Origin of the sequence: Methylobacter arcticus (assembly GCF_050917435.1) — a bacterium.
Lineage (GTDB): Bacteria > Pseudomonadota > Gammaproteobacteria > Methylococcales > Methylomonadaceae > Methylobacter_A > Methylobacter_A titanis.
Genome location: NZ_CP159583.1, coordinates 1,896,615 through 1,920,349 on the forward strand (window position 1 = coordinate 1,896,615; position 23,735 = coordinate 1,920,349).

Consider the following 23,735-nt stretch of genomic DNA (forward strand, 5'->3'; position numbering starts at 1 on the left):
AGACTATGATTAAGACTTTAGATTTCACGTTGTTATTTATTTATTGCCTATTGATTTACTGGCTTTCCGACCAGCCTATTCTGCCGGTTCCGAGTTTATTTTTCCAGCAGGATAAAATCCTTCACGCCGGAGCCTATTTTATAATGGGCGTATTGGCATGGCGCAGTTTTAATCACTTGCTTAATCGACCTATTATTCTTGCTTTACTCAGCGTTATTTTTTGTAGTTTATACGGTATATCAGATGAGTGGCATCAGTCTTTTGTTGAAGGTCGTTTTTCGGACATCGCCGATTGGAGCGCCGATACCAGTGGTTCGGGGTTGGCGGTATTTTTATTGAATAGGTTGCGTTGGCAGCAAGTATCAGTTTAAACACAAGGTTCGTGTATTTTTTGAAAATGACAAGAAAAAGGTAATCATTAACTTAGCCATCCATGGCTTCTGTATTCCGATATGCTCCCTGCCTGGATGACGGCTTAACTTAATGCCAGTGCGCTAAAGCGGACAAATCCTTTTGTCTTTATACAATCAATCCACTTTAATCCAACCTTCCAGTGCGTCGATAATAGCTTTCGCTTGATCTTTACTCGAAATATTAAACTTCGATTTTTGCTTGTACTCGCCATTGAGTTTCTGATAGCGGCGAATGGTGTATTTATCCGGTCCGTATTCTTCTTTGGCACGATTCCAGTCTTGATAACGGTACATAATCGTAGCCCAGGCACCTTTAGTCAGCACTTTCTTGTCCAGTTCCTTGACTGTCTCAATGCCTCCGTCTTCGTATGTTACAGTCAATTCGTCTACAGTTTCAGCCATGTTATCTCCAGGTCATTAGTTTCTCTGTAACAGCCGCTCAAGCGAACGGATGTTCCAGGATAATTGTTTCGTCTCTATCGGGGCCGGTTGACAAGATAGTAATCTTGACGCCTATTAGCTGTTCGATTCTCTTGATATAAGCTTTGGCGTTGTCCGGCAGCGCATTGTAATCAGTTACACCGGCCGTCGTTCCCGTCCAGCCCGGCATATGTTCAATAATCGCCTGACATTCTTCATACTGATCTGCACCCAAGGGCGCAGTTTCGGTAATAATGCCGTTAAGTTTATAGGCGGTACAAATACCGACCTTTTCCAACCCGTCAAGCACATCAAGTTTAGTTAAACAAATGCCGCTCAGGCTATTCATTTTTGCGGATTTGCGCATAGCGACCGCGTCAAACCAGCCGGTGCGACGTTTGCGCCCGGTAGTGGCACCAAACTCATGGCCGACCGTACCCAAGTGATCGCCGTTCGCATCATGCAATTCGGTCGGAAAAGGGCCGTTACCTACGCGAGTCGAATAGGCTTTGGTAATACCCAGCACATAGTCGAGATCAAGCGGCCCGATGCCGGTGCCGGTAGCCGCGCCGCCAGCGGTAGTGCTCGACGAAGTCACGTAAGGAAAAGTGCCGTGATCTATATCCAATAAAGCACCTTGTGCGCCTTCAAATAACAGATTTTTGCCTTGATCTTGAAGTTGATACAGTTTCTCGCTCACATCAGTCAACATCGGCTTGATTTGTTCACCAAGACTCAGTGCTTCATCAAGAGATTTTTGATAATCGACGGCTTCAGCATGATAATAATGAGTCAGCATAAAATTGTGATAATCGACCAGTTCCTTAAACCTCTCGGTAAAAACTGTTGGGTTTAAAAAGTCTCCAGCCCGCAAACCTCTTCTTGCCGCCTTGTCTTCATACGCAGGCCCAATACCGCGACCCGTAGTACCAATGGCTTTCGTGCCACGGGCTTTTTCACGTGCCTGATCAATGGCTACATGAACCGGCAATATTAGTGTGCAAGCTTCGCTGATCAGCAAACGGTTTCTAACCGGAATACCGGCTTTTTCCAGAAACTCAATTTCTTCCAGCAAGGCATTGGGCGATAAAACTACGCCATTGCCGATCATGCATTGAACACTCTTCCTGAGTATGCCGGACGGAATAAGATGCAAAACCGTCTTTTCCCCCTGTATAACCAGTGTGTGTCCAGCATTATGACCGCCCTGAAAACGGATAACAGCTTCCGCTTGTTCCGTTAACAGATCAACTAGCTTACCTTTACCTTCGTCACCCCATTGAGTACCGATGACAACAACATTTTTTCCCATAATTATTCCGAATTACGACTGCATTGATGCAGGAGGTAGAGCAACGCATGGAGCAGTTGCCGAGGATAAGGTTCTTACGAACCAGTTTTGATGATCTTGTTCCAAGATAGCTGTGCACCTGAGTTCTTGTGCTGTTCCGGTTTGCCCCGGTAGTTGCTGAACAACTGCCAGTCCCTTGGCGCGTAAATCCCTGATTTTTTCATTTAGTGCAGCATCGTCTAAATACGGAGCATAAATCAAGGCTCGCTGTTCTTTTTGATAGGCTATTTTGCCTAATGCCGATAATACTTTCAGGTCCGCACTAAAGCCGGTCGCAGCACGTGCACGTCCAAAAATAGCACCTATATTGTCATAGCGACCGCCTCTGGCTATTTCCCTGCCTACCGACGGCACGAAAGCCGCAAAAACAATGCCGGTATGATAATGATAACCACGCAATTCAGCCAAATCGAAACTAATCGGTAATGATGGAAAACTGGCCGATAATTTTTCCGCAATAGCTTCTAAATCTGCTAAAGCCTGTTTGACTTCGCCATTAGCCGTCAATAATACGGCTCGGGCTTTGGCAATGGTTTCCTTACTGCCGTTCAATTGCGGCAGTTTCAGGAACATAGTCTTAAGCTGATCATCGATGCTGTATCCGGCCATTAGCTCCTGAAGCTCGGGTCTGGCCTTGCGCTGCAATACGTCAAACAACTCAGCTTCTTGGGCATCATTTAATCCAGCCTGCTTTGACAGCGCCCGATAGATGCCGACATGGCCTAGGTCAAGATGCACATTTTGCAATCCGGCCATCGCCAACATTTCCAGCATCAAGCGGATAACTTCTACATCGCTTTCCTTACCGGCATGGCCATAAAGCTCGGCGCCTATCTGCATCGGACTTCTGGTTTTTTCCAGCGGATCGCCCTTGGTGTGCAAAATAGTGCCTGTATAACAAAGACGGGTCGGCCATTCCGCATTAAGATTATGTGCATCGATTCTGGCAACCTGAGGCGTCATATCCGCCCTCACCCCCAGCATTTCACCACTGATCTGATCGGTCAGTTTGAAGGTTTGCAATTCCAGATCATGTCCTGAACCGGTCAACAACGAATCCAGATAATCAATGAACGGAGGAATAACTAATTCATATCCCCAGCAAGCAAACGTATCCAGTATCTTACGGCGCAAGCATTCAAGATGCTGAGCCTCTTCCGGCAAAATTTCTTCTATGCCATCGGGCAAAAGCCAAGAATCTTTTTGTTGCATGTTTTATATGTCCACTCAAACAAAACGCCCCGCATGCGGAGCGTTGGTTACGGGTTTTCTAGTAGAGGCGACCTGAATGGTTGCCTCTACTAGAATCGGGTCTTTGCTTACTTCTGCTGTTTAAAGTATTTAAAGAAGTCTGAATCAGAATCAAGTACCATCATGCTTGAACTTGAAAAAGTCTTTTTATAGGCATTCAAACTACGATAGAACGTAAAGAATTCAGTATCTTCACCATAGGCTTTAGCATAAATCTCGGCAGATTTTGCATCGCCTTCTCCGCGAAGTTTTTCTGCATCCCTGAAAGCGTTTGCCATAGTAACAACCCGTTGCCTATCAGCGTCGGCACGAATTCTTTCTGCCGCTTCCGCACCTTGCGAGCGAAACTCACGGGCAACCCTTTCACGTTCGGCTTCCATTCTGAGGTAAACAGAACTACTGACTTCGCTAGGCAAATCAATACGCATGACCTGAACATCAACAATTTCCATGCCTAAATCAGCAGCTAGCGGCTTGGCGTTTTTAATCAATATTTCACGAATAGTCTGACGATCGGTTGAAACTAATTGTTTAATATTCCGCTTACCGAATTCGCCCCGAAAAGCGTCTTTAACGATTTGATCCAGCCGCAAATTAGCTTGATCTATATCACCGGCAACAACGGTATAGAAAGTGCCTACATTACCTATACGCCATTTCACAAAAGAATCAACAATAACGTTTTTCTTTTCTGCCGTTAAAAACCGTTCAGGTTTTGCATCCATCGTTTGAATACGTTTATCAAACTTTTTTACGTTATTAATAAATGGCAATTTAAAATACAATCCAGCTTCATAATCGTTTTTTATAATCTCACCTAAACGAAATTTAATTGCCCTTTCTGTTTCACTGACAGTAAACACGCACATCATGCCGACAAACAACAATGCAGCCAGACCTATCAATATTTTATTTTGTATCATTATCGTCCCCTTGCGTCACGACCGCGAGTTGAAGTTCGCCCAACGGATTGTGTTGGCGGTTCAATCCCTGTTTGATAAGGTTTATCTGTCGCACTTGGAGGAACATTAGTTTCTTGAATCGAAGACTGATGTTGGATCATTTTATCCAATGGCAAATAAAGCATATTATTGCTACCTTTAACGTCAATCATCACCGTATTTGTTTCGCCTAATACGGATTCCATAGACTCGATATAAAGACGCTTTCTAGTCACATCTGGTGCTTTAGCATACTCGGCAAGCAATTTGGAAAAACGACTGGACTCACCTTCTGCTCGAGCAATAACCTGTTCTTTATAGCCTTCGGCTTCTTGCATCTTTCTGGCGGCAGCACCGCGCGCTTTTGGTACGACATCATTAGAGTAGGCTTCCGCCTCATTAATTAAACGTTGTTCGTCTTCACGCGCTTTAATGGCATCTTCAAATGCGTTTTGTACCTGCTCAGGCGGTTGCGCATCCTGTAGGTTAACGCTGGTAATCAGAATGCCGGACTTATAAGTATCCATAACGTCCTGTATTTCCTTTTTAATCTGAGCTACAACCTCGCTACGGCCTTCGGTCAACACAAAGTCCATGGTGCTACTGCCGACTACGCCACGTTGTGCGCTTTCGGTAACCTGTTTCAAGGTAGCTGCAGGATTGACTATATTGAAAACAAAATCTTTTGCGTCTTTAACCTGATACTGTACGGCCAAACGCACATCGACAATATTTTCATCTTTAGTTAGCATTAGCGCTTCTTTAGGTACCGAACCAACAACTTGCTCACTACCGCCACTACGATAACCTACTTCGATATACCGTTGCTGCTTAACATCAACAACCTCAACCTGTTCGATAGGCGCAGGAAAATGCCAGTTCAAACCCGACTGAGTTGTCGCTACATACTTGCCAAACCGGGTTTCAACGCCATGCGTGCCTTCATCAATAATATAAAAACCGCTTAAACCCCATATTACTGCTGCGCCTACTATGAGAAAACCCAAGCTTTTTAAAGGAGGAATACCGGATGAACTTTCCCCCCCCTCATTACCACTGCCGAAAAATCCGCTTAACTTTTCTTGCAATGAACGTATTGCTTCATCTAGATCAGGTGGGCCTTTTTGGCCGCCACGACCGCTCCAAGGGTCTTTCTTATCACCGCCAGGCTCATTCCAGGACATAACTTTTCTCCATATTGGTTACTTAAACGTTATTACAATTATCCCGTAGGATCATTTCAACTTTTAGCAAGAGGCAACATTCCTTACGGCTTACCTATTTATATTTATCATTCTATCGTAAATATTGGCAAAAGGCGAAGCCAAGCCTCTTCCAATGTAAAATGAACTTATTGACTGAAGTTGAAAGGCATAGAATATTGCCTGTTGACTAGATTCATGTGAGGTAACTGTCATGAAGAATTCACTGTTATAGGTATATAGCGATTATCTGATGAGTTCGTTTGCCCAGATTACTGTTTTAAATTCGAATAAATAGCGATATTTGAACGACAAGGTTTTATGCTTTTCCAGAATAAAGACACTAAAGGGCTAGAGCTGCTTAGCGACGTGCCGAAGCGTAATTTAGACAACTGTAAAGAAAAAACTGTACACCGAAAATAAGATTAGCCATCAACAGGTGAATTGGCTGGGCAACAGGGGGCATACCCAATCTATCGAGGCTAATGCCTGCAATAATAGCCGTGACTACCAGAGCGGCTAGCGATAAACCGATAGTTCGTAACAGGCTTTTTTTATCGACATACCGGACAATTTTCCAAGTCAGCCAAAGGTTGGTGAATAAAATAATCGAGGAGAACGATCGGTGTATATAAAAGATAAGCGGAAAGTCGTCATGCCAATATTGGCGTTCAATATAAGCATGATTATGGGCAATAAAATCTACCGCTTCCCTAACCTGAGTTCCCATAGCTACTTGCAATAGAGTCAGAATCATTGCTGCGATTAACACGGTTTTAAATTTATTTGGCAGTGCTCGAACATCAATTCTGGCGATGGCCTCCCGTTGCGAACGGGCAATGGTATAGATAAGCAAGGCGACTATAAACAAAGCCAGCAGCATGTGTAAGGTGATCATCAAGGGTTTGAGATTGCTTGCTACCACAGTCGAGCCTAACCACCCTTGAAAACCGACCAGCAAAAACACGCTGGTCGCCAAATAGAAAATGGTTTTATCGGTTTTAAGATAAATGCGTGATGACCAAGCCGTTAGCAAGATCAAAAATCCTATAGTCACACCAACCAAACGGTTGGCGTACTCGGTCCAGGTTTTTACCGGGTTAAACTGAGTGTTTTCATAGCCACGTTCGGCATAAATTTGATGATAATTGGCGGGTAATTGGGACTCGTCAGTAGGTGGCACCCATTGTCCGAAACAAGTCGGCCAGTCGGGGCAACCCATGCCTGAACCGGAAGCTCTTACGATTCCGCCGACTAAGATGACAAAATAAACGGCGAAAATGGTTAATGTGCCTAAGCGGCGAAAATGTGCGGCGGCTTGTGGATTAATCATAGTTTTAAAGGTTTTTAGGGGCAACATCTGAAATGTCTAAGATATTAAATAATAAGCATTAAAATAATGTCGTTAATAAAGTAATTTTATTTGGATTATAATTTTTCAGTTTAAGATTATAAGTACTGGTGTCAGACACTTGCAAAACAATTAGCATCTTGCAACTATTATGTCTGCTTTGCGCATACAGGACCTTACCAATGTTCTGCTCCGTGCCTGTACTGTTATCAATGATTGTTGAATTAGGTTCAGGAGCCTCTAGGCCATCATATTCGACCAGAAACATTTCCCTTTTTGCCTTACCCAGATAATGAGTCCGGGCAACAATTTCCTGACCGGTATAGCAACCCTTGTTAAAACTAATGCCTCCCAGTTTATCCAGATTAAGCATTTGCGGAATAAACTCTTCCGATGTTGCCGCAGTAAGCCAGGGAATTCTTGAAATTATATCGAGATAGCGCCATTGTGCTGAATCTTCAGGCTGAAAACCCTGCTTAAGCCGTTCAGACCAGAATGTCTGAGCATGATTGGCCATAGCAATAATCAGGTTGCGGTTCTGAAGATTGACAATGATGTTTTCCTGACGACTTGTTGTAAAATCAACAGCTTCGGCGGGATGTACTGCACCATCAGATAAACCGATTAGACACAATTCATCCGAACTGTCGGTTAAGGTTACAGCTGATCTTAACACGTACATTTGCAATCTTTTTTTGACCAATTCCAGTAATTCATGGGGCAAAATCATTAAAAAAGCATCGGCGTTTTTAATCAGCAAAAAAGTTGTAATTGCCCTGCCCTTTGGATTACATATTGCACCTAGACTGCTTTTTATATTAGTGATGTCGTTAATGTTGCAGGTGATTTGTCCCTGTAAAAATTTTGCTGCATCAATTCCTGCAACCGTCAAAATACCTAGGTGTGCAATTGGATAAATATGCTTATTGCCTTCATGTTTGGGCAATGGAAAAACAATATCGGTATCGCAATTGAATATTGCGTTTTCAGCAAGCAGGAAATTTTTCCAATTAAGATTCATCAATAAATAAAATAATGGGATGTGAAGTGAAGTGCATTTATTATATCTCTATTTTATACAAACACGGTATAGATCAAAATATTAGACAGGCTATGCTATTTATAGAGCTGATGTTACGCAGCCAGTAATTTTTGCAACTCTTCATAAGCTATCTGGTTCGCTTTGATAAACAGCTTAGTTCTTAGCGCAAAATGATTGGCCTTGTGTTTTATCTTCAGACATTCCAGCTTGAACACCGCATAGATCGACATGAAGACAGGGTTGTTCTGGGTAGTGACCGTACGGGTTGGTGACTTTGCCAACCCCGCATTGGATTTTAATGACTTGTGGAACTCCTCAACTTTCCACCGTTTTTGGTAGATCGTGGCGGCTTGTTCGCCATTGCACGCTAAATCACTGCATACCAGATTCAATAGGCCGATGCTGCCGTCTTTGTTTGTAAAGACCCGACGGACGAAAAGCACCTCATGAGGAAAACCTTTCATCCAACCGCGCACCGCCTGCTGATCCGCCAATTCCAGCTGACTGATCCGTACAAAACGGCCTTCTTTCTTGTCGTCTTCTGTTAAAGCCACCCAGCGGTTATCCTTTAGGGCGCTGATGAAGTGCTTGTCTTTTTTCAGGATGAACGCAAAGTTTTCCTTGCTGGCAAACCAACTGTCTGTCAACACAGTGCGGAACTTGATGGCATTCGCCACACTGGTCGCTATCATCTCCCGCATCAGCTCATTTTTGGTGAACTCACTGGCCCGCTTGACCTTGCGGGTCTTCACATCACTGAACTGGTAAGGCTTGCGCACCACTTCAAAGGCGACGGGAATTGAAACTTCCCCACTATAGTATAGGGCGTTCAGCAAATTGATTCCTTTGACCGAACGCCCTTTGCAGTGATCAAAGTGCCAGCACATGATTTCGTTCTCATCCGTCCAGGCCTTCTCCTGAATGGTATCGTCAAATATCAGGCAACCATCTTCCTGTTCTATCTGGCGTACTGTCGCTTTAACTTGCCCCCACAGGTCTTTGGAGGTAAATGCTTTCGATGCCAGAAAACGCGTCATCTGGTCATGGCTTATATCCCCTTCCATCATTGCCGACAATCCGGTCGCCGTCGCAAACCCGTTATTGCAGATCAGGTAGTCTGTGTATAATTCTAGTTTTATTTTTTCCATCCCGAAATAATATCAGCTGTTAATTAACAGCACGTGGATACCGGTGAAAAATTGAAATACCCAGCGAGCGGTAGGCTTTGCGGTGGTGGTTTCGAGTTGGGAGGGAAATGTGTGTTCGACTTTGCAGCATAAGCCCAAGCGCTTGATCAATTGGACGGCCAGTTGGCTGTATAACGTTTCCGGACCGTATCCAGTGTCTTTCCCAAGGCATCATCGTTGATGATGATTCGCTTCTATACCTTCACCCAGTAAGCATTCGACCGGTTTATCCTTAAAAAAATGTGGCATCAAGTATAGCGTCCGATTGACGAAGCCAAGGCCGTTTAAAATTATGGCCTTGACGCATTAAATCAAAGTGTTATTACTGAACACCCACCAGCTAAAGCTGGTGGGTTCGTATAATGGACTAAAGTCCGGATACGGGTCATAAGACCCGTTCATGACTCTGTCCTAAAATTATCATCTCCTTTGGGTTCAAAATGATGTTCCAGATAATTTTTTATCATTTCATCTGTCAACTCACCAGAAGTCACGCAAAAGTAACCCCGTGCCCAGAAGTGACGACCCCAATAGCGTTTTTTCAAATCAGGAAAACTCTCGAACAGCTTCATCGAACACCTGCCTTTGATTCGCCTCATAATTTCGCTCGGTGCCAAATTGGGTGGCGCAGAAACCAAAATATGGATAGGATCCTGACTGATAACGCCTTTCAGAATTTCTATTTCAAAGGCTTCACAGGTTTGCCTAATCAGTTCACGAACTTTCAAACCAACGTCACCTTTCAACATCTTATAACGATACTTTGTGACAAATACAAAATGATATTGAATTTTAAAAACAGTATGACTTCCATAACGGTAATCCATAAGGCCCCCTACTTTTCAGTTCAGAGCAATATCATACGTCAAAAAATCATAGATAAATCTGACCGCCTAAAAGGCGGTGGTTTTAACCTTACTATGGACTAATAAAATTGTTACTTTAGCAGTTATTCTATGCTTGTGTATTCACTTGCTTGATATTTTGAAAGATGGAATTGGTTCCTACTGTTTTTTTGGGACGTTGGTTTTAAAAGTATGTTAGCGATATTTCGGTAATAATCGATATAAGTTCAGTGAACATAGATATGGCTGACGTTCAATAGTGATATTGCGTCTCAATAAACGCGATTCTTTTGTAGCCGGTTGCTCAGGTAAAAGTGTTTTATCGGGTAATGGTTTATCGGCTGTTGTTACGTAAAAAATAGGTGTATGGGCATAACGCTGTATACGCTGTTCTTGGTGTTCTTTTTGAATGTATAAATTGACACGTTGATGAATACTTTCTGGGTAGACACGTACTAAAACAGAATCATCAATTGCATCAAAACGTCGATACTCTTCTTGAATGATACTTTCATTTGATGAACTGTATTGTGCTATACGATCCAATTGCACTTTGATTTGTTGGCGAGTGAGTTTAATTGTTTTACGGTATCGGTTCCAAAAAAAACCAGCCGATAATACGGGATAAGGTAATGCGACAAACTGACGACAGGCTTGTCTTATATTGAATCGTGGATATCCCAAGCGATACATGGCTTTTTTTGCTAAAGGACTGGCACTTGTATCGGTATCTTCAGATTTTTCGTCTTGATTATTAGCAGGGATAAATCGATTCATCTTAATCAGTTGTTGATGTAGTTCAAGTCGGCTGTTATTAACGGCTTCGATAGCTAAAAAAGTTTTCAGCGAACAAGGTGCCAGACCATTGTATTGCAAAGTCTTGCCTGGTTCTTGGTCATTTTCTTCGTAACTCCAGTTTAATATCAATTTTTTTAGCATCTCTTTTGCTGCCAACGAGTTATCTATGGATTGTATCCAAATAGGGTAAAGATAATCTTGATCTAATTGATTGACTAATTGGACATGTACGTTTTTGAATGCATTTAACAAGGTAATTAATTCAATGGTTAATTCTGTTTCTTTCGACATAAGCAAGTTTTTATTAATTATAAAAAATAAATTTCTATTATCACATAATAGCATCTTATTTAAATTACGTCGAATCATTGGAGAGCATGTAGACTATTGTTTGTTAATACGGATGCTTATAAAATAACCAAAATAACAACTCTTGCCATGTTTAAATTTAAAAATTTCTTTTTTGGTATTGGGGTCTAGGGGGCAACGGAACGTAAAATCTGGTTAAGTTGGTGTTTATCAAGTTATGACTGCTTCACGAACTCACATCTATACCTGCTATTGTTGCAAAAACCTGTTGCTATTGGTGATGCTATCGCAATACGTTTTTGCAACATCCTAACCTGAATTTTATGGCTACATTGTAACCGTTGCGCAAAGGAACGTTTTTGTAACAGCTTTAGCGGAAAAGGTGCTACGCATCTAGTATATTCCACGACCAGAGCGGAGAGCTATCTCATTGCTATTTGAGATGCTTAACCGGGTTTTACGTTTCGTTGCTCCTTAAACCCCATATTAACAGTCATCATAACTAAAAATTAATAATTAATCATAAGTAAACCCCTAGCTCTGCTGGCGGACTCACAAAGTTTGACAATTACGGGAATCATCGAGAGTCTCCTTATCTGTGAACTGCCTAAAGTTTAAAAGATAAGGAAACAAATGATGAATTCGTCAGAGAGTTTAAAACATACGAAATGGGAATGTAAGTATCACATAGTCTGGATTCCAAAATATAGGAAGAAAAGCCTGTATAAGAAATTGCGGCAATATTTAGGGGCGATGCTGAAAGATTTGGCATCGCAAAAGGAATGCAGGATTGAGGAAGGTCATTTGATGTTAGATTATGTTTATAATTTATAAAGATTCTATTATCAAATAATATAATTTTAAAGGGCTCATAAACAACAAAATCACTTGATCGCTATTGTCAGTAACTGTACAAATCGCGGTAACTGTTGGTCTTGCGAGCTGTCCCTTATGCTTTTTAACGGGGGTGAGCACCGTGAGCTTCTGGGTTTGCCGAACTTTCTCCGCATCCGAGCGTAAATAGGCTTTATCGCCATATAGTACGTTATTCGCCAACTCGGGACGAATGAGGTCGAACACCTTGCCATCGTGATCACTGGCGCCGGTGATCACCGATATACTCAGGGTTGGGCAAAGTGCCTGCTTGGACGCAGCCGACCACATGGACACGAACGCCATAATAGTAAAGTTTCTTGGTCGAGCAATAGCCGTGATCAGCCAGTTCCGGCGCCACTTTCGCTTTAAATCGATGACCTTGCTTGGCGAGCGCCACCGGAAAAGAGGCCACTAACCAGGCCTGAGGGTTGTTTTCGCTCTCTTGCTCTTGTTGAATAATAGCCAATAAGGGCGCAAACACATCGGCAACTTTATTAGTCCGTAGTAAGGTTAAAACCACCGCCTTTTAGGCGGTCAGATTTATCTATGATTTTTTGACGCATGATATTGCTCTGAACTGAAAATAGGCAAACCTGTGAAGCCTTTGAAATAGAAATTCTGAAAGGCGTTATCAGTCAGGATCCTATCCATATTTTGGTTTCTGCGCCACCCAATTTGGCACCGAGCGAAATTATGAGGCGAATCAAAGGCAGGTGTTCGATGAAGCTGTTCGAGAGTTTTCCTGATTTGAAAAAACGCTATTGGGGTTAATTAACCGTTGCGGCCTGGCAAGGCTGCATAAACTAGCGGGTGTGAATCCCGCCCAGGTAATCGCTAGCCACGAGCCTGGTATCGAGCCTTGCAGGCATATCGGTAACGATGTGCTTGATGCGTAGGCACGAAAGGAAGCGAGGCGCAAAGGTAACAGGTGAAGCTGACCCTGAAGGATAAAGTCCCGAAATAACCGCATTGGATAAGGCCGATAGTTTGGTTAAGCTAGCAGGCAACAGTTGCCATAGCGTATAGGCGAGCTATGGCAAACATCCCGGGATCTCAGTCCGTATCGAGCTTTACATTGAGTTTATGCAGTAACCAGGGATATCCAATGGTCGGCGCACAAGCGCACCTCTTGCCAAGTCTAAACAGCGAGAATAGAGGCGGAGGCTATTGGAAGTCGGAGATGCCTATAGTAGCAATGAAGTCTGGTAATTCGGATGGAGCCAAGGGGCATCGGTTTGAGATAATGGGTAATGGAGACATGACCCGACACCGAGCGGACTATGTTCATGACAACACAAATTATTCATTTCACACAGTGGGCTCGTGATAATCCACAGCGAAAATACAATTCGCTGTTAGGGATGCTGTTTGATCCCGATGGATTAAATGAGAGCTTCGAGCGCCAAGCAGCGAACAAGGCGTCCGGGGTTGATGGGATGCGCAAGGCAGACTATGGGGGCGATGGATTGCCGGAAAGGCTGAATGATTTATCAGCCAGAGTACGCCGTTTAGGGTATCGACCTAAGCCAGTGAGGCGAGTGTTTATACCAAAGTCGAATGGTGGCCGCCGCGCATTGGGAATTCCCAGCTTTGAAGATAGAATCGTACAAGATCGGACGAGTCTGATTTTGCAGGCGATCTGGGAGCCGGAGTTTCGAGAGTGTTCGTATGGATTCCGTCCAGGGCGAAATGCGCATCAAGCGCTGAAACGTTTAGCGGAAATCATTACGATAGAGCGCACACAGTGGATCGTAGAGGCAGACATCAAAGGATTCTTTGACAACGTCAGTCATGATCATTTAAGGCGTTTCTTAGCACATCGAATTTCGGATCCGAGACTGCTACGGATGATCGATCGATTCCTCAAGGCGGGGGTGCTGGAAGATGGCGTATTTAAGGCAAGTGAGCAAGGCACTCCGCAAGGCGGATTGGTTTCGCCCGTGCTTGCCAATATTTACCTGCACTATGTATTGGATATGTGGTTTGAAAAACGCTATGCGAAGACATGTCATGGTACTGCACGGTTGGTGAGGTATGCGGATGATTTTGTCGCCTGCTTTCAATGGGAAGATGATGCCAAACGATTCTTGCAAGAATTAAAGATTCGATTGGCGCAATTTGACCTTGAGGCAGAACCAAGTAAAACGGCTATTTATCGGTTTGGAAACTTGGCGCAAGCGCGTTGCAAACAGGATGGTCATCGTCGCCCACAAACCTTCAATTTCCTAGGCTTCACGCACTATGTGGGACGTAGCCGCAAAGGCAACTTTGTGGTGAGTCATAAGACACAGCGTGAGCGCATTCAGAAGAAACTTATAGAACTGAATGTTCGTCTGGCTAGTTTGAGGGTTCAGGGTGGTAAGGCTATGATGGAGGAATATGCCTATCGTCATCTTCAAGGCCACATCCAGTATTTTGGGGTCAGTGGAAACAGCAGGAGCTTGCGTCAATATCGGTATCAAGTACAACGGCTCCTGTTTAAGTGGCTGAATCGTCGAAGCCAACGCCGAAGTTTTACTTGGCAGCAGGTTGGCGAGGCTATGAATCACTATCTTCCTCGAACATGTATTGTTCACAACCTTTACCCGTCACCACGGTGGATGACTCAAGCTGGGAGCCGGATGGTGTAACGCTCCAAGTCCGGTTCTGCGAGGGCGGTAGCGCGAATCATGAAAATGAGATCGCTGCCGCTACTCTCCAAAAGAACGGTTTGTCCCAAGACCCTCCTGGAACCCTTGGTATCAGTGACTTGTAACCGGAATATCGATTTTAAATTCCACTGATATATTTTTAATAAGTTATTGAATAATATAGCTATTCACTATGTTATAGAATTCATGACCCATGAGGTTAGCAGGAGAATGTCCTGTCAAACATATCTTAGATGGCTATTTCGTTCATCCACCGATATAAAAATGCGTAATTGCATTCACTTGACCACCCAATTGCATGACTTGCACACCCTTAAGATTGGGTGTGCAAGCCCGACCGGTTTCAAACGCAAGCTGTTATAGTTACGGGTTGACGGGCAATTTCCGGCCAAGTGCGGTCATTCATCTGGCATCAAATTTAGTTCTTTGTGCGACTGGTTCCTGCCTAAAACCGGTCATTTAAATCAGCCGAACATGACAATGTTTGCCACTTTCAGAGTCAAAAAATAAGATATAAATACTTAATTAGTGACATTGATGGATTTTTACTGGCAAATTTTCAACGTGTGTTTATCTGGAAAAAGATGCCCTCCTACATAAATTGAGGGCATTATGGAGGAAAACTTTTAAATGACTCGCCTGAAACTGAGGGTTAAAGTTTAGTTATAAGGATAGTTGTCGCCGGATAGAACGCGTTGTGTTCCGCATGATAGTTCTCCCCAAGAAAAATTAACTATATTTATTCGCCATATAATAGCGATTCGAAACAAGTATAGCGAATGAATTTTTCTTGGGAAAGCATTTAAGTTTTTTTTTGGGAATATGATTGCACTGAACTCATATTCATATTGTCTATCGAAAATTTAATTCTTAAGTCTTCCAATGGCTTAATGGGACCGGCACAGGCCTCTTTTTGCCTTTAACTGCATATCGACTTTTCGGTTGTCATTTCGACAGACGAACTTACGAATAAATGTCACTTTTGCCACAACAGCGCACACTTCCCTCGCCTATATTTCAGTTTGTTGGGAGAAAAGGGTACATTTTCCAATACACTAGCGTTAAAATCCCCATCCATGGCAAAACATTGGCAGCCGACCGCCAGACCTGGGTCGCCTTTCTGGTTTTTCAGTCGCTTGCAATACCGCGCATTATTTCGGAACTTCCCGGGCTGGAATTTACCCTGCGTAGCCATCTCTATCTGTGCACATGGTTGCTTTGGCTGGTGTGCTTTGGTGTTTGGTTTTACAAATCTACTCCAATCTATTGAAAATTGAGAGTAGATTGACGTCCGGTCTGACAGACCTCAACACAAGTCTCTGCTTCTCGAATTATTGTCACCTATTTACGGATTGAATCAACATGCTGCGTTCGTGGAGCCTGAAAATAGATTTCAGCAAGACCTCAAGTCTTGCCGTTTATCTGCAAATAACGCAAAAAATCATTGCAGAAATTCAACTGGGCCGATTACCGCCTTCCACCATGATGCCGGGAAGCCGAAAACTGGCCGATAGTTTGAAGGTCAATAGAAAGACTATCGTGCAAGCCTACGATGAACTGGTGGCGCAAGGCTGGTTGTCTACTGAAAGTCGCCGGGGCACCTTTGTTTCGGCTAATTTACCCAGTTTGTTGTTACAGGCCAATTATCCATCAAGCCATGTTGCGGAAACCTCACGCACTGAAACCGTGGCTTATACACCCCCCGCTGGCATTGAAGAGCCCTCTTCATTTGAAAATGTCATTGATTTCAATGACGGTATTCCTGATACCCGGTTGATTCCGTTTGAAGTACTATCCAGAGCCTTTCGTCATGCGCTGGTGGTATCCGCAAGAGCTAATCGTTTGGGCTATGATGACCCCAAAGGTACACTGGCGCTACGTAAATCCATTGCCGCCATGCTCAATATGGAGCGAGGTTTGCATGTGGGAGTTGACCATATTTGCATGGTGCGTGGTAGTCAGATGGGCATTTTTCTGGCGGCGCGTATACTGACGCGGACCAATGATTGCATTGTCGTCGAGCATCTGACTTACCCGCCAGCACGCGAGGCGTTCAAATCTTGCGGTGCCAAAGTGTTGAGTGTGCGACAGGATGAATGCGGCATTAACGTGGAGGAGCTGGAGCAGTTATGCAAACATCAAGCGATACGTGCCGTCTATGTCACGCCGCATCATCAATTCCCTACGACCGTGATGATGACGGCAGAGCGCAGACTCAAGCTGTTGATGCTGGCAGAGCAATATGACTTTGCCATCGTTGAAGATGATTATGACCACGAGTTTCATTTTTTACACCATCCGGTATTTCCACTGGCGAGTACGGATCATGCAGAAAGAGTCATTTATGTCGGTTCATTATCCAAAGTTCTGGCACCCGGTTTGCGTATTGGCTATCTGGTTGCGTCGACCGCTTTTATAGATCGCTGTGCCGCTGAAATCATGCTGATAGATCGCCAAGGTAATTCGGTCACCGAGCTGGCGATTGCCGAGTTGATGGATACCGGGGAAATCAAGCGCCATATCCGCAGAACCTTCAAAATTTATAGCGAACGGCGAGCTACGCTGGAACAGCTGATTCATCACGAGCTGAATTCACTGGTTGATTTTGAATTACCGTCCGGTGGTTTAGCGTTTTGGCTGCGGCTCAAACAGCCCATCACTATCGACAACCTAGCCGAACGCGCCTTGGCACAAAAGGTGCGCATTCTGCCGGGCTCACTTTTTACTGACGCTAATGAAGCTACGCAAGCCATCAGACTAGGCTTTGCCAGCCTGAATAAGCTTGAATTGGCAGAAGGTATTCAACGTCTCAAACGCACTCTGAGTGCGCCATAACCATCATCTGGACCAGCTATATTTATAATTCTGGAGGTTACGACTAGACCAGTATACCTTTAGTATTAATCTTAGCATTATCACTGGGGATACCTCCGCAGGAATTTTTAAAATACGAAGAGGAAAATTTCAAGATTATGGCTGATACATTTCACATTGAAAAAACCGAGCTTATCGCCAAGGCGCATCAGCAGATGCAACAGGTACTGGCGGATAACTCATGGAGTATTCGAGAAAAACTGGCGCTCACTTGTCGCATTCTGTTCGATGCGGGACATGATTCCGGCTTGGCAGGACAAATTACCGCCAGAGCCGAGAATCCTGGCACCTATTACACGCAACAATTCGGTCTGGGTTTCGATGAAATTACGCCGTCTAACCTGGTGCTGGTGGATGAGGATTTGAATGTGATGGGTAGCTCGGGCATGGCCAATCCAGCCAATCGTTTTCATAGCTGGGTCTATCGTGCGCGCCCTGAGGTTAATTGCATCATACACACCCATCCGCTGCATATTGCTACGCTGTCTATGCTGGAAACACCGTTAGTGGTGTCGCATATGGATATGTGCCCCTTGTTTGATGATTGCGCCTTTCTGAAAGACTGGCCGGGCATACCGGTGGGTAATGAGGAAGGCGAGATCATCTCGGCCGCCCTTGGCGACAAACGTGCTTTGTTATTGTCCCATCATGGTCAATTAGTCGTGGGCACGACCGTTGAAGAGGCTTGCGTGCTCGCCATACTTTTCGAGCGCGCCGCGAAAATGCAGCTGCTTGCTTTGGCTTCCGGCGATATTAAACCCATCCCGCAAAAATTGGGCAGTGAGGCACATGACTGGATCTCCACCGAAAAACGTAACCAGATCGCATTTGCGTATTATGCACGCCGCGCATTGCGGGCCCATCCCGATTGCCTAAGTTGAATGTTTCGATAAGCAATTTAGCCAACATATATTTAATGCAGGTCATTTTTTCACTCACCACAAGGACTTAACATCATGTCAAAAAATCTGTTCAAAGGTATCATCTCTTATCCAATCACCCCTTTTCTTGCAGGAGATGGTGGGGTTGATATTAAAACGCTAGGGCAATTAATTGATCGTCTTATCCAGGACGGCTCTCATGCAATCGCTCCACTAGGCAGCACTGGCGAGAGTGCATACCTGAACGATGAGGAATGGAATGCCGTGGCGGAAGCTTCGGTAAAACAAGTCGCAAAGCGCGTACCGACAGTGGTTGGGATATCCGATCTGACGACTCAAAACGCAGTGCGCCGGGCAAAGTTTGCCGAAAAAGTGGGTGCGGACGCGGTAATGGTTTTACCTATTTCTTATTGGAAGCTGACAGAACGGGAAATTTTTCAGCATTACGCTGCTATCAGCGAGGCCATCGGCATTCCAGTGATGCTATATAACAACCCTGCTACCAGCGGTCTGGATTTGTCGCCCGAGTTAATCGTGCGCATCATCAAGGAGATTGATAACGTGACCATGGTTAAGGAAAGCTCTGGCGACATTCAACGCATGCATCGAATTTCCCAGCTTTCCAATGCAGAAATCCCATTCTATAACGGCAGTAATCCCTTGGCACTGGAAGCTTTTGCCGCAGGCGCTGTCGGCTGGTGCACGGCTGCACCCAACCTGATTCCTGCCTGGCCGCTAAGGCTGTATGAGGCGAGCCTGGCTGGTGACTTAAAGCAGGCGCGCGAAGTATTCTACAAACAGCTCCCCTTGCTGCAATTTATTCTTAAGGGTGGATTACCTACGACGATCAAAGCCGGCCTGCAATTGCGCGGATTTGACGCCGGCGTTCCGCGCAAGCCTTTGCTACCACTGGATTCTGCCGGTCAAAATGAATTGGCTGCATTGATTAAACAATTAAATGGCTAAAACTTTCGCCAAGGACATTTGTCCTTGGCGAATTTTTTGCGGATACGCTAGCTGTGGATTAACCAAAGAACCGCTTACCCAACGTGATAGCGAAAAAATCTGGTCAGGAACATAGCGTGGTGTAATGCGTAGTTATTAAGCCCTGATAGTTACCGCAGCTATCCACATATGCTTTAAAAAATTAATTAAAACAAAATAGATGGAGCTCACTGTTCCAATGACAACCCATTTAAATAGGAAATATCTATGTCTATTTCACATGTATTTGACACTTATGCAAAAACAGCTCAAGGTAGAATTATACACTTTGATGTCGTGCTGGATGAAAAAAATGCCGCCAAAGCATTGGGTTACGCTAAGACGTGGCTAGAAAGTATTGGTGCATATGACGCTGTAGTGACACAAGAAAATTGCGTATTTTGCCACAGCGCAGAAACTCCATCAGAGTTATTAAAGCAAATCGACAGTCAAGGGTATGCGATTTATAAATTAGAAGGGTGTCCGAAATGATGGCGGCATATTGACTAAAGTTACACCAGGCACTGATATTGGTAAACCGACCAACTCATTAGTCTTGATAGCATGGACAGTGGCTATTATTCTATCGCCATGGGGTGTTTACAAAACCCTGATTAACGTGAATAAGTTCTTTACCTGATTACCTTTATTTTATTATGATACAGTGCATGGGCTTTTATCATCCGCATTCATTTTGCGCCGTTTTCAATAATGGACATTCAGATAAATCACACCTGATCGACCCCGTCGCTTTACAATCTGTAGCAAGCAATAGAGCTGTGCGCGAAGGTCATTACGTTGAAAAACAACGGCATGTTCTTTCCCAGTCATTGCGAAGAACTCGGCACGCTGAAAACCATCGAAATCAGGTAAGTCGTATAGCGCGTGTTTTTCTGCTTTGATAGAGCAGTTATCCGTTTACTCTTATTCGCACGCATGGATTGACCGGAAAATCCTGGGTGCTAATCAACAAAAGGCTCTAAAGTTCCACGGGATTTATCTATGCATTCAGCTATGATAACGACAAACGTCAGTGCAATTCACGCGAACTGATGAAATAAAACAAGGCTGAGCGTGTCACATAAATAATCTTTGCCCCCGTTATCTGAACAGAATTCTATATTTCAGTGATAACCGCCACCGATTACGATGCAAATCCATCACTTGAAATCACTCAAGCGGCCACTGAGAATGAGCAAAATTAATGGACAGCTGACCTGCTATAACCGATCTAAAGGAGATGTTAAAAGCCTAACTGTCAGCCCTGAATTGCCCATGGCGCAAAGCCAAACCGGGCAATACCAGCAGATTGAGCAATGTTGAGGTTGCAAGCCCCCCCAGAATGACGATGGCCATCGGCCCTTCAATTTCCCGGCCCGGTTCTCCGCTACCGATAGCAAGCGGTAAGAGTCCAAGAACTGTTACCAAGGCGGTCATGAGGATGGGTGTGAGGCGTTCCTGAGCGCCGCGCAGGGCAGTCTCTCTGTTCCAGGTCAGACCCTCGACGGAAACCAGATGCTCGTAATGCGACAACAGCATCACCGAGTTACGCAGGGTAATACCGAACAGCGTGACGAACCCCACCAGCGAACCAATAGTCAGTTCACTGCCCGACAGGAATACAGCCAAGACTCCGCCTACCAAGGCAAAGGGCAAATTGATCATGACCAAAAGCAAGTTCCGACAGTTACCCATGACGATGGACAACAGTAGTACGATCCCGACACCGGCTATCGCCGAATGAATCATCAAATCACGCGTTGATTTGGCCTGGGCCTCTGCCGCGCCGCCGAATTCCAGATAACTGCCGGTAGGCAAGGCGACACCAGCGGCAATCCTTTGCTTGGCTTCTTTCACGAACGAGGCGATATCGCGCCCCGAAACGTTGCAGGTAACGGCTTGAACTCTTCGAGCTCCCCGGTGCATTACCACATAACGCCCCGAGTCTTCGTAAATGTCTGCCAGCTCTTTGAGCAAGACATAAACGCCATTCGGACTTCGCAGCGGCAGGTGACCGATGTCCGCGATGTTTTTTCGCAGTTGCGGATCGAGTATTACCGCGACATTGAAAATCCGGTTGCCTTCGTAGATTTGACTGACCACGTCACCCTGATAGGCTGTGCGGATTGCTTCCAACACCTGTACCGAATCGAATCCCCACCGCAACAGGCTATCCTGGCGCAGGCGAACGACCAACCGCGGCGTACCCGGCGGGGATTGTACCTGCACATCGGTTGCACCCTTAACCTGGTTCAGAACCTGAGCGATCTGCCGGGCCTGAGTATCCAGACTATCCAGATTATTGCCGACCACATTAACCACTACCGAGGCAGTATAGCCTGACAGGGTTTCCTCGACACGCTCGGCCAAAAACGTTTTCACCGAGGAATTGACGCCGGGGAACTCCGCCAACACGCGACGAATATCCACGAGCGCCTGCTCGGATGCTTCACCGGACAGTGGCTTCAGGTCGACGTCCATTTCGCTGTACTGCGTGCCCCAGGTATCGTCGGCCTTTTCCGCGCGACCAACGCGTTGAGCGACCGAGATCACTACGGGGAGTTTCTGCAATGCCTGGCTGATCTGCCGACCGAAACGCAGCGACTCCTCCAGTGAAGTTCCTGGCGCGGCCGATACGTGAACAATAAAATGACCTTCCTTCATATCAGGAAGGAATCCGGCACCCAAGAACGGCAACGAACCCAGGGCGGTCAGCATCAGCAGGGCCACGCTGCCGATGATGACCTTTGGGTAGCGGTCGACTTTCGTCAGAATCCCAACGTATCGGCGCTTGAGCCAATTCATCAGAGGCGGCTCCCGCTCGTCCAGGTCCTTTTCTCCCAGGAACAGCAAACACAAGGCAGGGGTCAAGGTCAGTGCGACCGCCAGCGAGGCCAGCACGGACAAGATGTAAGCGATGCCCAACGGGGCGAACAATCGGCCCGCCAGATCGGACATCATGAGGATCGGCGTAAATACCAGCACGACCGCGAAGGTGGCATAGACCACAGCGCTACGGACTTCGATGGAGGCTGCCAACACGACGTGAAACGGCGACTGGGGATTTGGAGCTGTGCGGTTTTCCCGAAGCCGCCGCAGAATATTCTCCACATCGATCACGGCATCATCCACGACCTCCCCTATCGCGATGGCCAAGCCGCCCAAGGTCATGGTATTGAGGCTGAATCCCAGCCATTCCAGCACAATCACCGCCGACAGCAACGACAAGGGAATCGCCGTGCAGGAAATCGCCGCCGTGCGCAGGTTAAACAGGAACAGGCTCAAGACAACCACGACCAACGCGGCGCCGATGAGTAGCGAGGATTGAACGTTGCGGGTGGCGAGCTGAATGAAGTTCGCGGGACGGAAGAGGATGCGCATCGTCACGCCCTGTTGCTTCAGGCTGGGTTCGATCTCCTGCAAAGCTTGCTCGATGCGCTCGGTCACTTTCAGGGTATTCGCTCCGTATTGCTCGGAGACGACCAACTGGACCCCGGTCTGGCCGATGATAGACGCTGCGCCGATCATCGGTTCTGGCGCTTCACGGACGCGAGCGATGTCGCCCAGCGTGACGTTAGCGCCGTTGCCATGCACGATCACCGTCTTGGCCAGTTGCTCGGCGGTAATAAACTGCCCCTCGCTTTGGAGCACCAAGCGCTGGTTGGTGCTGTCGATGAACCCCGCACCGCGAATGCCGGTGGCGCGGCTTGTTGCGGCGCGCACGTCCTCAATGGAAAGGCCATATTGAATCAGGCGATCGGGTTGTACCTGCACTTGCAGTTCTTTCACTTCGCCGCCGAAAACGGCAACCTTGGCAACACCGGGAGTCGCTAGCAATCTTGGCTTAAGGATCCAGTCGGCCAGCGTCCTAAGCTCCATCAGCGAGCGTTGCTCCGAAGTCAGTCCTATGTCCAGCACGACGCTCATCGCTGAAGTCAGTGGCGAAATGACCGGTGTCGAAACACCCAGTGGCAATTGTCCGGCCAGGGTTGCCAGCCGTTCGGCTACAACCTGGCGGTTGCGAAAAATATCGCTGTTCGACTTAAAAATGACGGTAATGGCGGACAAACCCTGAATCGAATTGGAGCTGAGACGTTCGATGCCGGCGACGCCGTTGATGGTGTTCTCGATCGGTTGCGTCACCAGCACTTCCACTTGTTCGGCACTTAAACCCTGCGCTTCGGTCTGGATGACGACCTGCGGCGGTGCAAACTCGGGGAATACGTCGTAATTTGCCTGTTCCAGAGCATAGAGTCCATATCCCAACAGCACGCACGCCAAAGCGATGACGACACCCCGAAAGCGCAATGAAAAGCGGACGATGCCCGCCAATAATCCAGTAGATTCTCCATTCACGGC

Annotated in this window: 17 protein-coding genes and 4 pseudogenes; 8 read left to right on the forward strand and 13 right to left on the reverse strand. The window is 45.8% G+C overall.

The window, feature by feature from the left end; all coding sequences use genetic code 11:
* Positions 1 to 5 precede the first annotated feature (5 nt).
* The gene (locus ABXJ76_RS09145) at positions 6 to 371 is read left to right on the forward strand and encodes a VanZ family protein (protein ID WP_432746244.1); all 366 of its coding nucleotides are present in this window, start codon (positions 6 to 8) and stop codon (positions 369 to 371) included.
* A 156-nt stretch (positions 372 to 527) separates the two neighbouring features.
* On the opposite strand, the gene ABXJ76_RS09150 is transcribed toward ABXJ76_RS09145, so the two are convergent.
* From ABXJ76_RS09150 to ABXJ76_RS09200, 11 genes and pseudogenes are all read right to left on the reverse strand, one after another.
* The gene (locus ABXJ76_RS09150) at positions 528 to 815 is read right to left on the reverse strand and encodes a hypothetical protein (protein WP_432746246.1); all 288 of its coding nucleotides are present in this window, start codon (positions 813 to 815) and stop codon (positions 528 to 530) included.
* A gap of 37 nt (positions 816 to 852) precedes the next feature.
* Positions 853 to 2,145, reverse strand: a complete 1,293-nt coding sequence (locus tag ABXJ76_RS09155; RefSeq protein ID WP_432746247.1) for an adenylosuccinate synthase — start codon at positions 2,143 to 2,145, stop codon at positions 853 to 855.
* A gap of 12 nt (positions 2,146 to 2,157) precedes the next feature.
* On the reverse strand, positions 2,158 to 3,396 hold the full coding sequence (locus ABXJ76_RS09160; protein ID WP_432746249.1) for an ATP phosphoribosyltransferase regulatory subunit: 1,239 nt from the start codon (positions 3,394 to 3,396) through the stop codon (positions 2,158 to 2,160).
* Between the two features lie 107 nt (positions 3,397 to 3,503).
* Positions 3,504 to 4,358: a protease modulator HflC gene (gene hflC / locus ABXJ76_RS09165; RefSeq protein ID WP_432746251.1), complete on the reverse strand. Its 855-nt coding sequence runs from the start codon at positions 4,356 to 4,358 to the stop codon at positions 3,504 to 3,506.
* Complete coding sequence (gene hflK / locus ABXJ76_RS09170; RefSeq protein ID WP_432746252.1) at positions 4,358 to 5,560, reverse strand: FtsH protease activity modulator HflK; 1,203 nt, start codon at positions 5,558 to 5,560, stop codon at positions 4,358 to 4,360. The genes hflC and hflK overlap by 1 nt, the downstream gene beginning before the upstream one ends.
* Positions 5,561 to 5,939: 379 nt before the next feature.
* On the reverse strand, positions 5,940 to 6,911 hold the full coding sequence (locus tag ABXJ76_RS09175) for a COX15/CtaA family protein (RefSeq protein WP_432746254.1): 972 nt from the start codon (positions 6,909 to 6,911) through the stop codon (positions 5,940 to 5,942).
* A gap of 58 nt (positions 6,912 to 6,969) precedes the next feature.
* The gene (locus tag ABXJ76_RS09180; protein ID WP_432746255.1) at positions 6,970 to 7,950 is read right to left on the reverse strand and encodes a YgfZ/GcvT domain-containing protein; all 981 of its coding nucleotides are present in this window, start codon (positions 7,948 to 7,950) and stop codon (positions 6,970 to 6,972) included.
* 113 nt (positions 7,951 to 8,063) lie between these two features.
* Positions 8,064 to 9,119, reverse strand: coding sequence for an IS701 family transposase (locus ABXJ76_RS09185; protein ID WP_432746257.1), 1,056 nt, complete (start codon positions 9,117 to 9,119; stop codon positions 8,064 to 8,066).
* Positions 9,120 to 9,307: 188 nt separating this feature from the next.
* Positions 9,308 to 9,461 (reverse strand): annotated as a pseudogene (locus tag ABXJ76_RS09190) (DUF4277 domain-containing protein); the annotation flags it as partial.
* A gap of 95 nt (positions 9,462 to 9,556) precedes the next feature.
* A complete protein-coding gene (tnpA, locus tag ABXJ76_RS09195) occupies positions 9,557 to 9,985 on the reverse strand; it encodes an IS200/IS605 family transposase (RefSeq protein ID WP_432746258.1) in 429 nt (142 codons plus the stop codon).
* Between the two features lie 213 nt (positions 9,986 to 10,198).
* Entirely contained in the window at positions 10,199 to 11,092 is an 894-nt protein-coding gene (locus ABXJ76_RS09200) for a hypothetical protein (RefSeq protein WP_432746260.1), read from the reverse strand.
* A 654-nt stretch (positions 11,093 to 11,746) separates the two neighbouring features.
* On the opposite strand from ABXJ76_RS09200, the pseudogene tnpA (ABXJ76_RS09205) reads away from it, so the two are divergent.
* Positions 11,747 to 11,935 (forward strand): annotated as a pseudogene (gene tnpA, locus ABXJ76_RS09205) (IS200/IS605 family transposase); the annotation flags it as partial.
* A 117-nt stretch (positions 11,936 to 12,052) separates the two neighbouring features.
* On the opposite strand, the pseudogene ABXJ76_RS09210 reads toward tnpA (ABXJ76_RS09205), so the two are convergent.
* Positions 12,053 to 12,488: pseudogene (locus tag ABXJ76_RS09210) on the reverse strand (IS982 family transposase); the annotation flags it as partial.
* Between the two features lie 83 nt (positions 12,489 to 12,571).
* Here ABXJ76_RS09210 and ABXJ76_RS09215 point away from each other — a divergent pair.
* From ABXJ76_RS09215 to ABXJ76_RS09240, 6 genes and pseudogenes are all read left to right on the forward strand, one after another.
* Positions 12,572 to 12,754 (forward strand): annotated as a pseudogene (locus ABXJ76_RS09215) (transposase); the annotation flags it as partial.
* A 518-nt stretch (positions 12,755 to 13,272) separates the two neighbouring features.
* Positions 13,273 to 14,616, forward strand: a complete 1,344-nt coding sequence (gene ltrA, locus ABXJ76_RS09220; protein WP_432746262.1) for a group II intron reverse transcriptase/maturase — start codon at positions 13,273 to 13,275, stop codon at positions 14,614 to 14,616.
* A 1,383-nt stretch (positions 14,617 to 15,999) separates the two neighbouring features.
* The gene (locus tag ABXJ76_RS09225) at positions 16,000 to 17,472 is read left to right on the forward strand and encodes a PLP-dependent aminotransferase family protein (RefSeq protein WP_432746264.1); all 1,473 of its coding nucleotides are present in this window, start codon (positions 16,000 to 16,002) and stop codon (positions 17,470 to 17,472) included.
* A 137-nt stretch (positions 17,473 to 17,609) separates the two neighbouring features.
* Positions 17,610 to 18,392, forward strand: coding sequence for an aldolase (locus ABXJ76_RS09230; protein ID WP_432746266.1), 783 nt, complete (start codon positions 17,610 to 17,612; stop codon positions 18,390 to 18,392).
* Positions 18,393 to 18,467: 75 nt separating this feature from the next.
* Entirely contained in the window at positions 18,468 to 19,358 is an 891-nt protein-coding gene (locus tag ABXJ76_RS09235; RefSeq protein WP_432746268.1) for a dihydrodipicolinate synthase family protein, read from the forward strand.
* A gap of 246 nt (positions 19,359 to 19,604) precedes the next feature.
* The gene (locus ABXJ76_RS09240; protein WP_432746270.1) at positions 19,605 to 19,868 is read left to right on the forward strand and encodes a DUF2024 family protein; all 264 of its coding nucleotides are present in this window, start codon (positions 19,605 to 19,607) and stop codon (positions 19,866 to 19,868) included.
* 759 nt (positions 19,869 to 20,627) lie between these two features.
* Here the strand turns inward: ABXJ76_RS09240 and ABXJ76_RS09245 are convergent.
* On the reverse strand, positions 20,628 to 23,732 hold the full coding sequence (locus ABXJ76_RS09245; protein WP_432746272.1) for an efflux RND transporter permease subunit: 3,105 nt from the start codon (positions 23,730 to 23,732) through the stop codon (positions 20,628 to 20,630).
* Positions 23,733 to 23,735: the final 3 nt, after the last annotated feature.

Excerpts from the sequence above, each read along its gene's own strand:
- ABXJ76_RS09145 (WP_432746244.1), top strand. The coding sequence starts at position 6 with ATGATTAAGACTTTAGATTTCACGTTGTTATTTATTTATTGCCTATTG.
- ltrA (WP_432746262.1), top strand. The coding sequence starts at position 13,273 with ATGACAACACAAATTATTCATTTCACACAGTGGGCTCGTGATAATCCA.
- ABXJ76_RS09150 (WP_432746246.1), bottom strand. The coding sequence starts at position 815 with ATGGCTGAAACTGTAGACGAATTGACTGTAACATACGAAGACGGAGGC.
- ABXJ76_RS09240 (WP_432746270.1), top strand. The coding sequence starts at position 19,605 with ATGTCTATTTCACATGTATTTGACACTTATGCAAAAACAGCTCAAGGT.
- hflK (WP_432746252.1), bottom strand. The coding sequence starts at position 5,560 with ATGTCCTGGAATGAGCCTGGCGGTGATAAGAAAGACCCTTGGAGCGGT.
- ABXJ76_RS09200 (WP_432746260.1), bottom strand. The coding sequence starts at position 11,092 with ATGTCGAAAGAAACAGAATTAACCATTGAATTAATTACCTTGTTAAAT.
- tnpA (WP_432746258.1), bottom strand. The coding sequence starts at position 9,985 with ATGGATTACCGTTATGGAAGTCATACTGTTTTTAAAATTCAATATCAT.
- ABXJ76_RS09225 (WP_432746264.1), top strand. The coding sequence starts at position 16,000 with ATGCTGCGTTCGTGGAGCCTGAAAATAGATTTCAGCAAGACCTCAAGT.
- ABXJ76_RS09155 (WP_432746247.1), bottom strand. The coding sequence starts at position 2,145 with ATGGGAAAAAATGTTGTTGTCATCGGTACTCAATGGGGTGACGAAGGT.
- ABXJ76_RS09160 (WP_432746249.1), bottom strand. The coding sequence starts at position 3,396 with ATGCAACAAAAAGATTCTTGGCTTTTGCCCGATGGCATAGAAGAAATT.
- ABXJ76_RS09230 (WP_432746266.1), top strand. The coding sequence starts at position 17,610 with ATGGCTGATACATTTCACATTGAAAAAACCGAGCTTATCGCCAAGGCG.
- ABXJ76_RS09235 (WP_432746268.1), top strand. The coding sequence starts at position 18,468 with ATGTCAAAAAATCTGTTCAAAGGTATCATCTCTTATCCAATCACCCCT.
- ABXJ76_RS09175 (WP_432746254.1), bottom strand. The coding sequence starts at position 6,911 with ATGATTAATCCACAAGCCGCCGCACATTTTCGCCGCTTAGGCACATTA.
- ABXJ76_RS09185 (WP_432746257.1), bottom strand. The coding sequence starts at position 9,119 with ATGGAAAAAATAAAACTAGAATTATACACAGACTACCTGATCTGCAAT.
- ABXJ76_RS09180 (WP_432746255.1), bottom strand. The coding sequence starts at position 7,950 with ATGAATCTTAATTGGAAAAATTTCCTGCTTGCTGAAAACGCAATATTC.
- hflC (WP_432746251.1), bottom strand. The coding sequence starts at position 4,358 with ATGATACAAAATAAAATATTGATAGGTCTGGCTGCATTGTTGTTTGTC.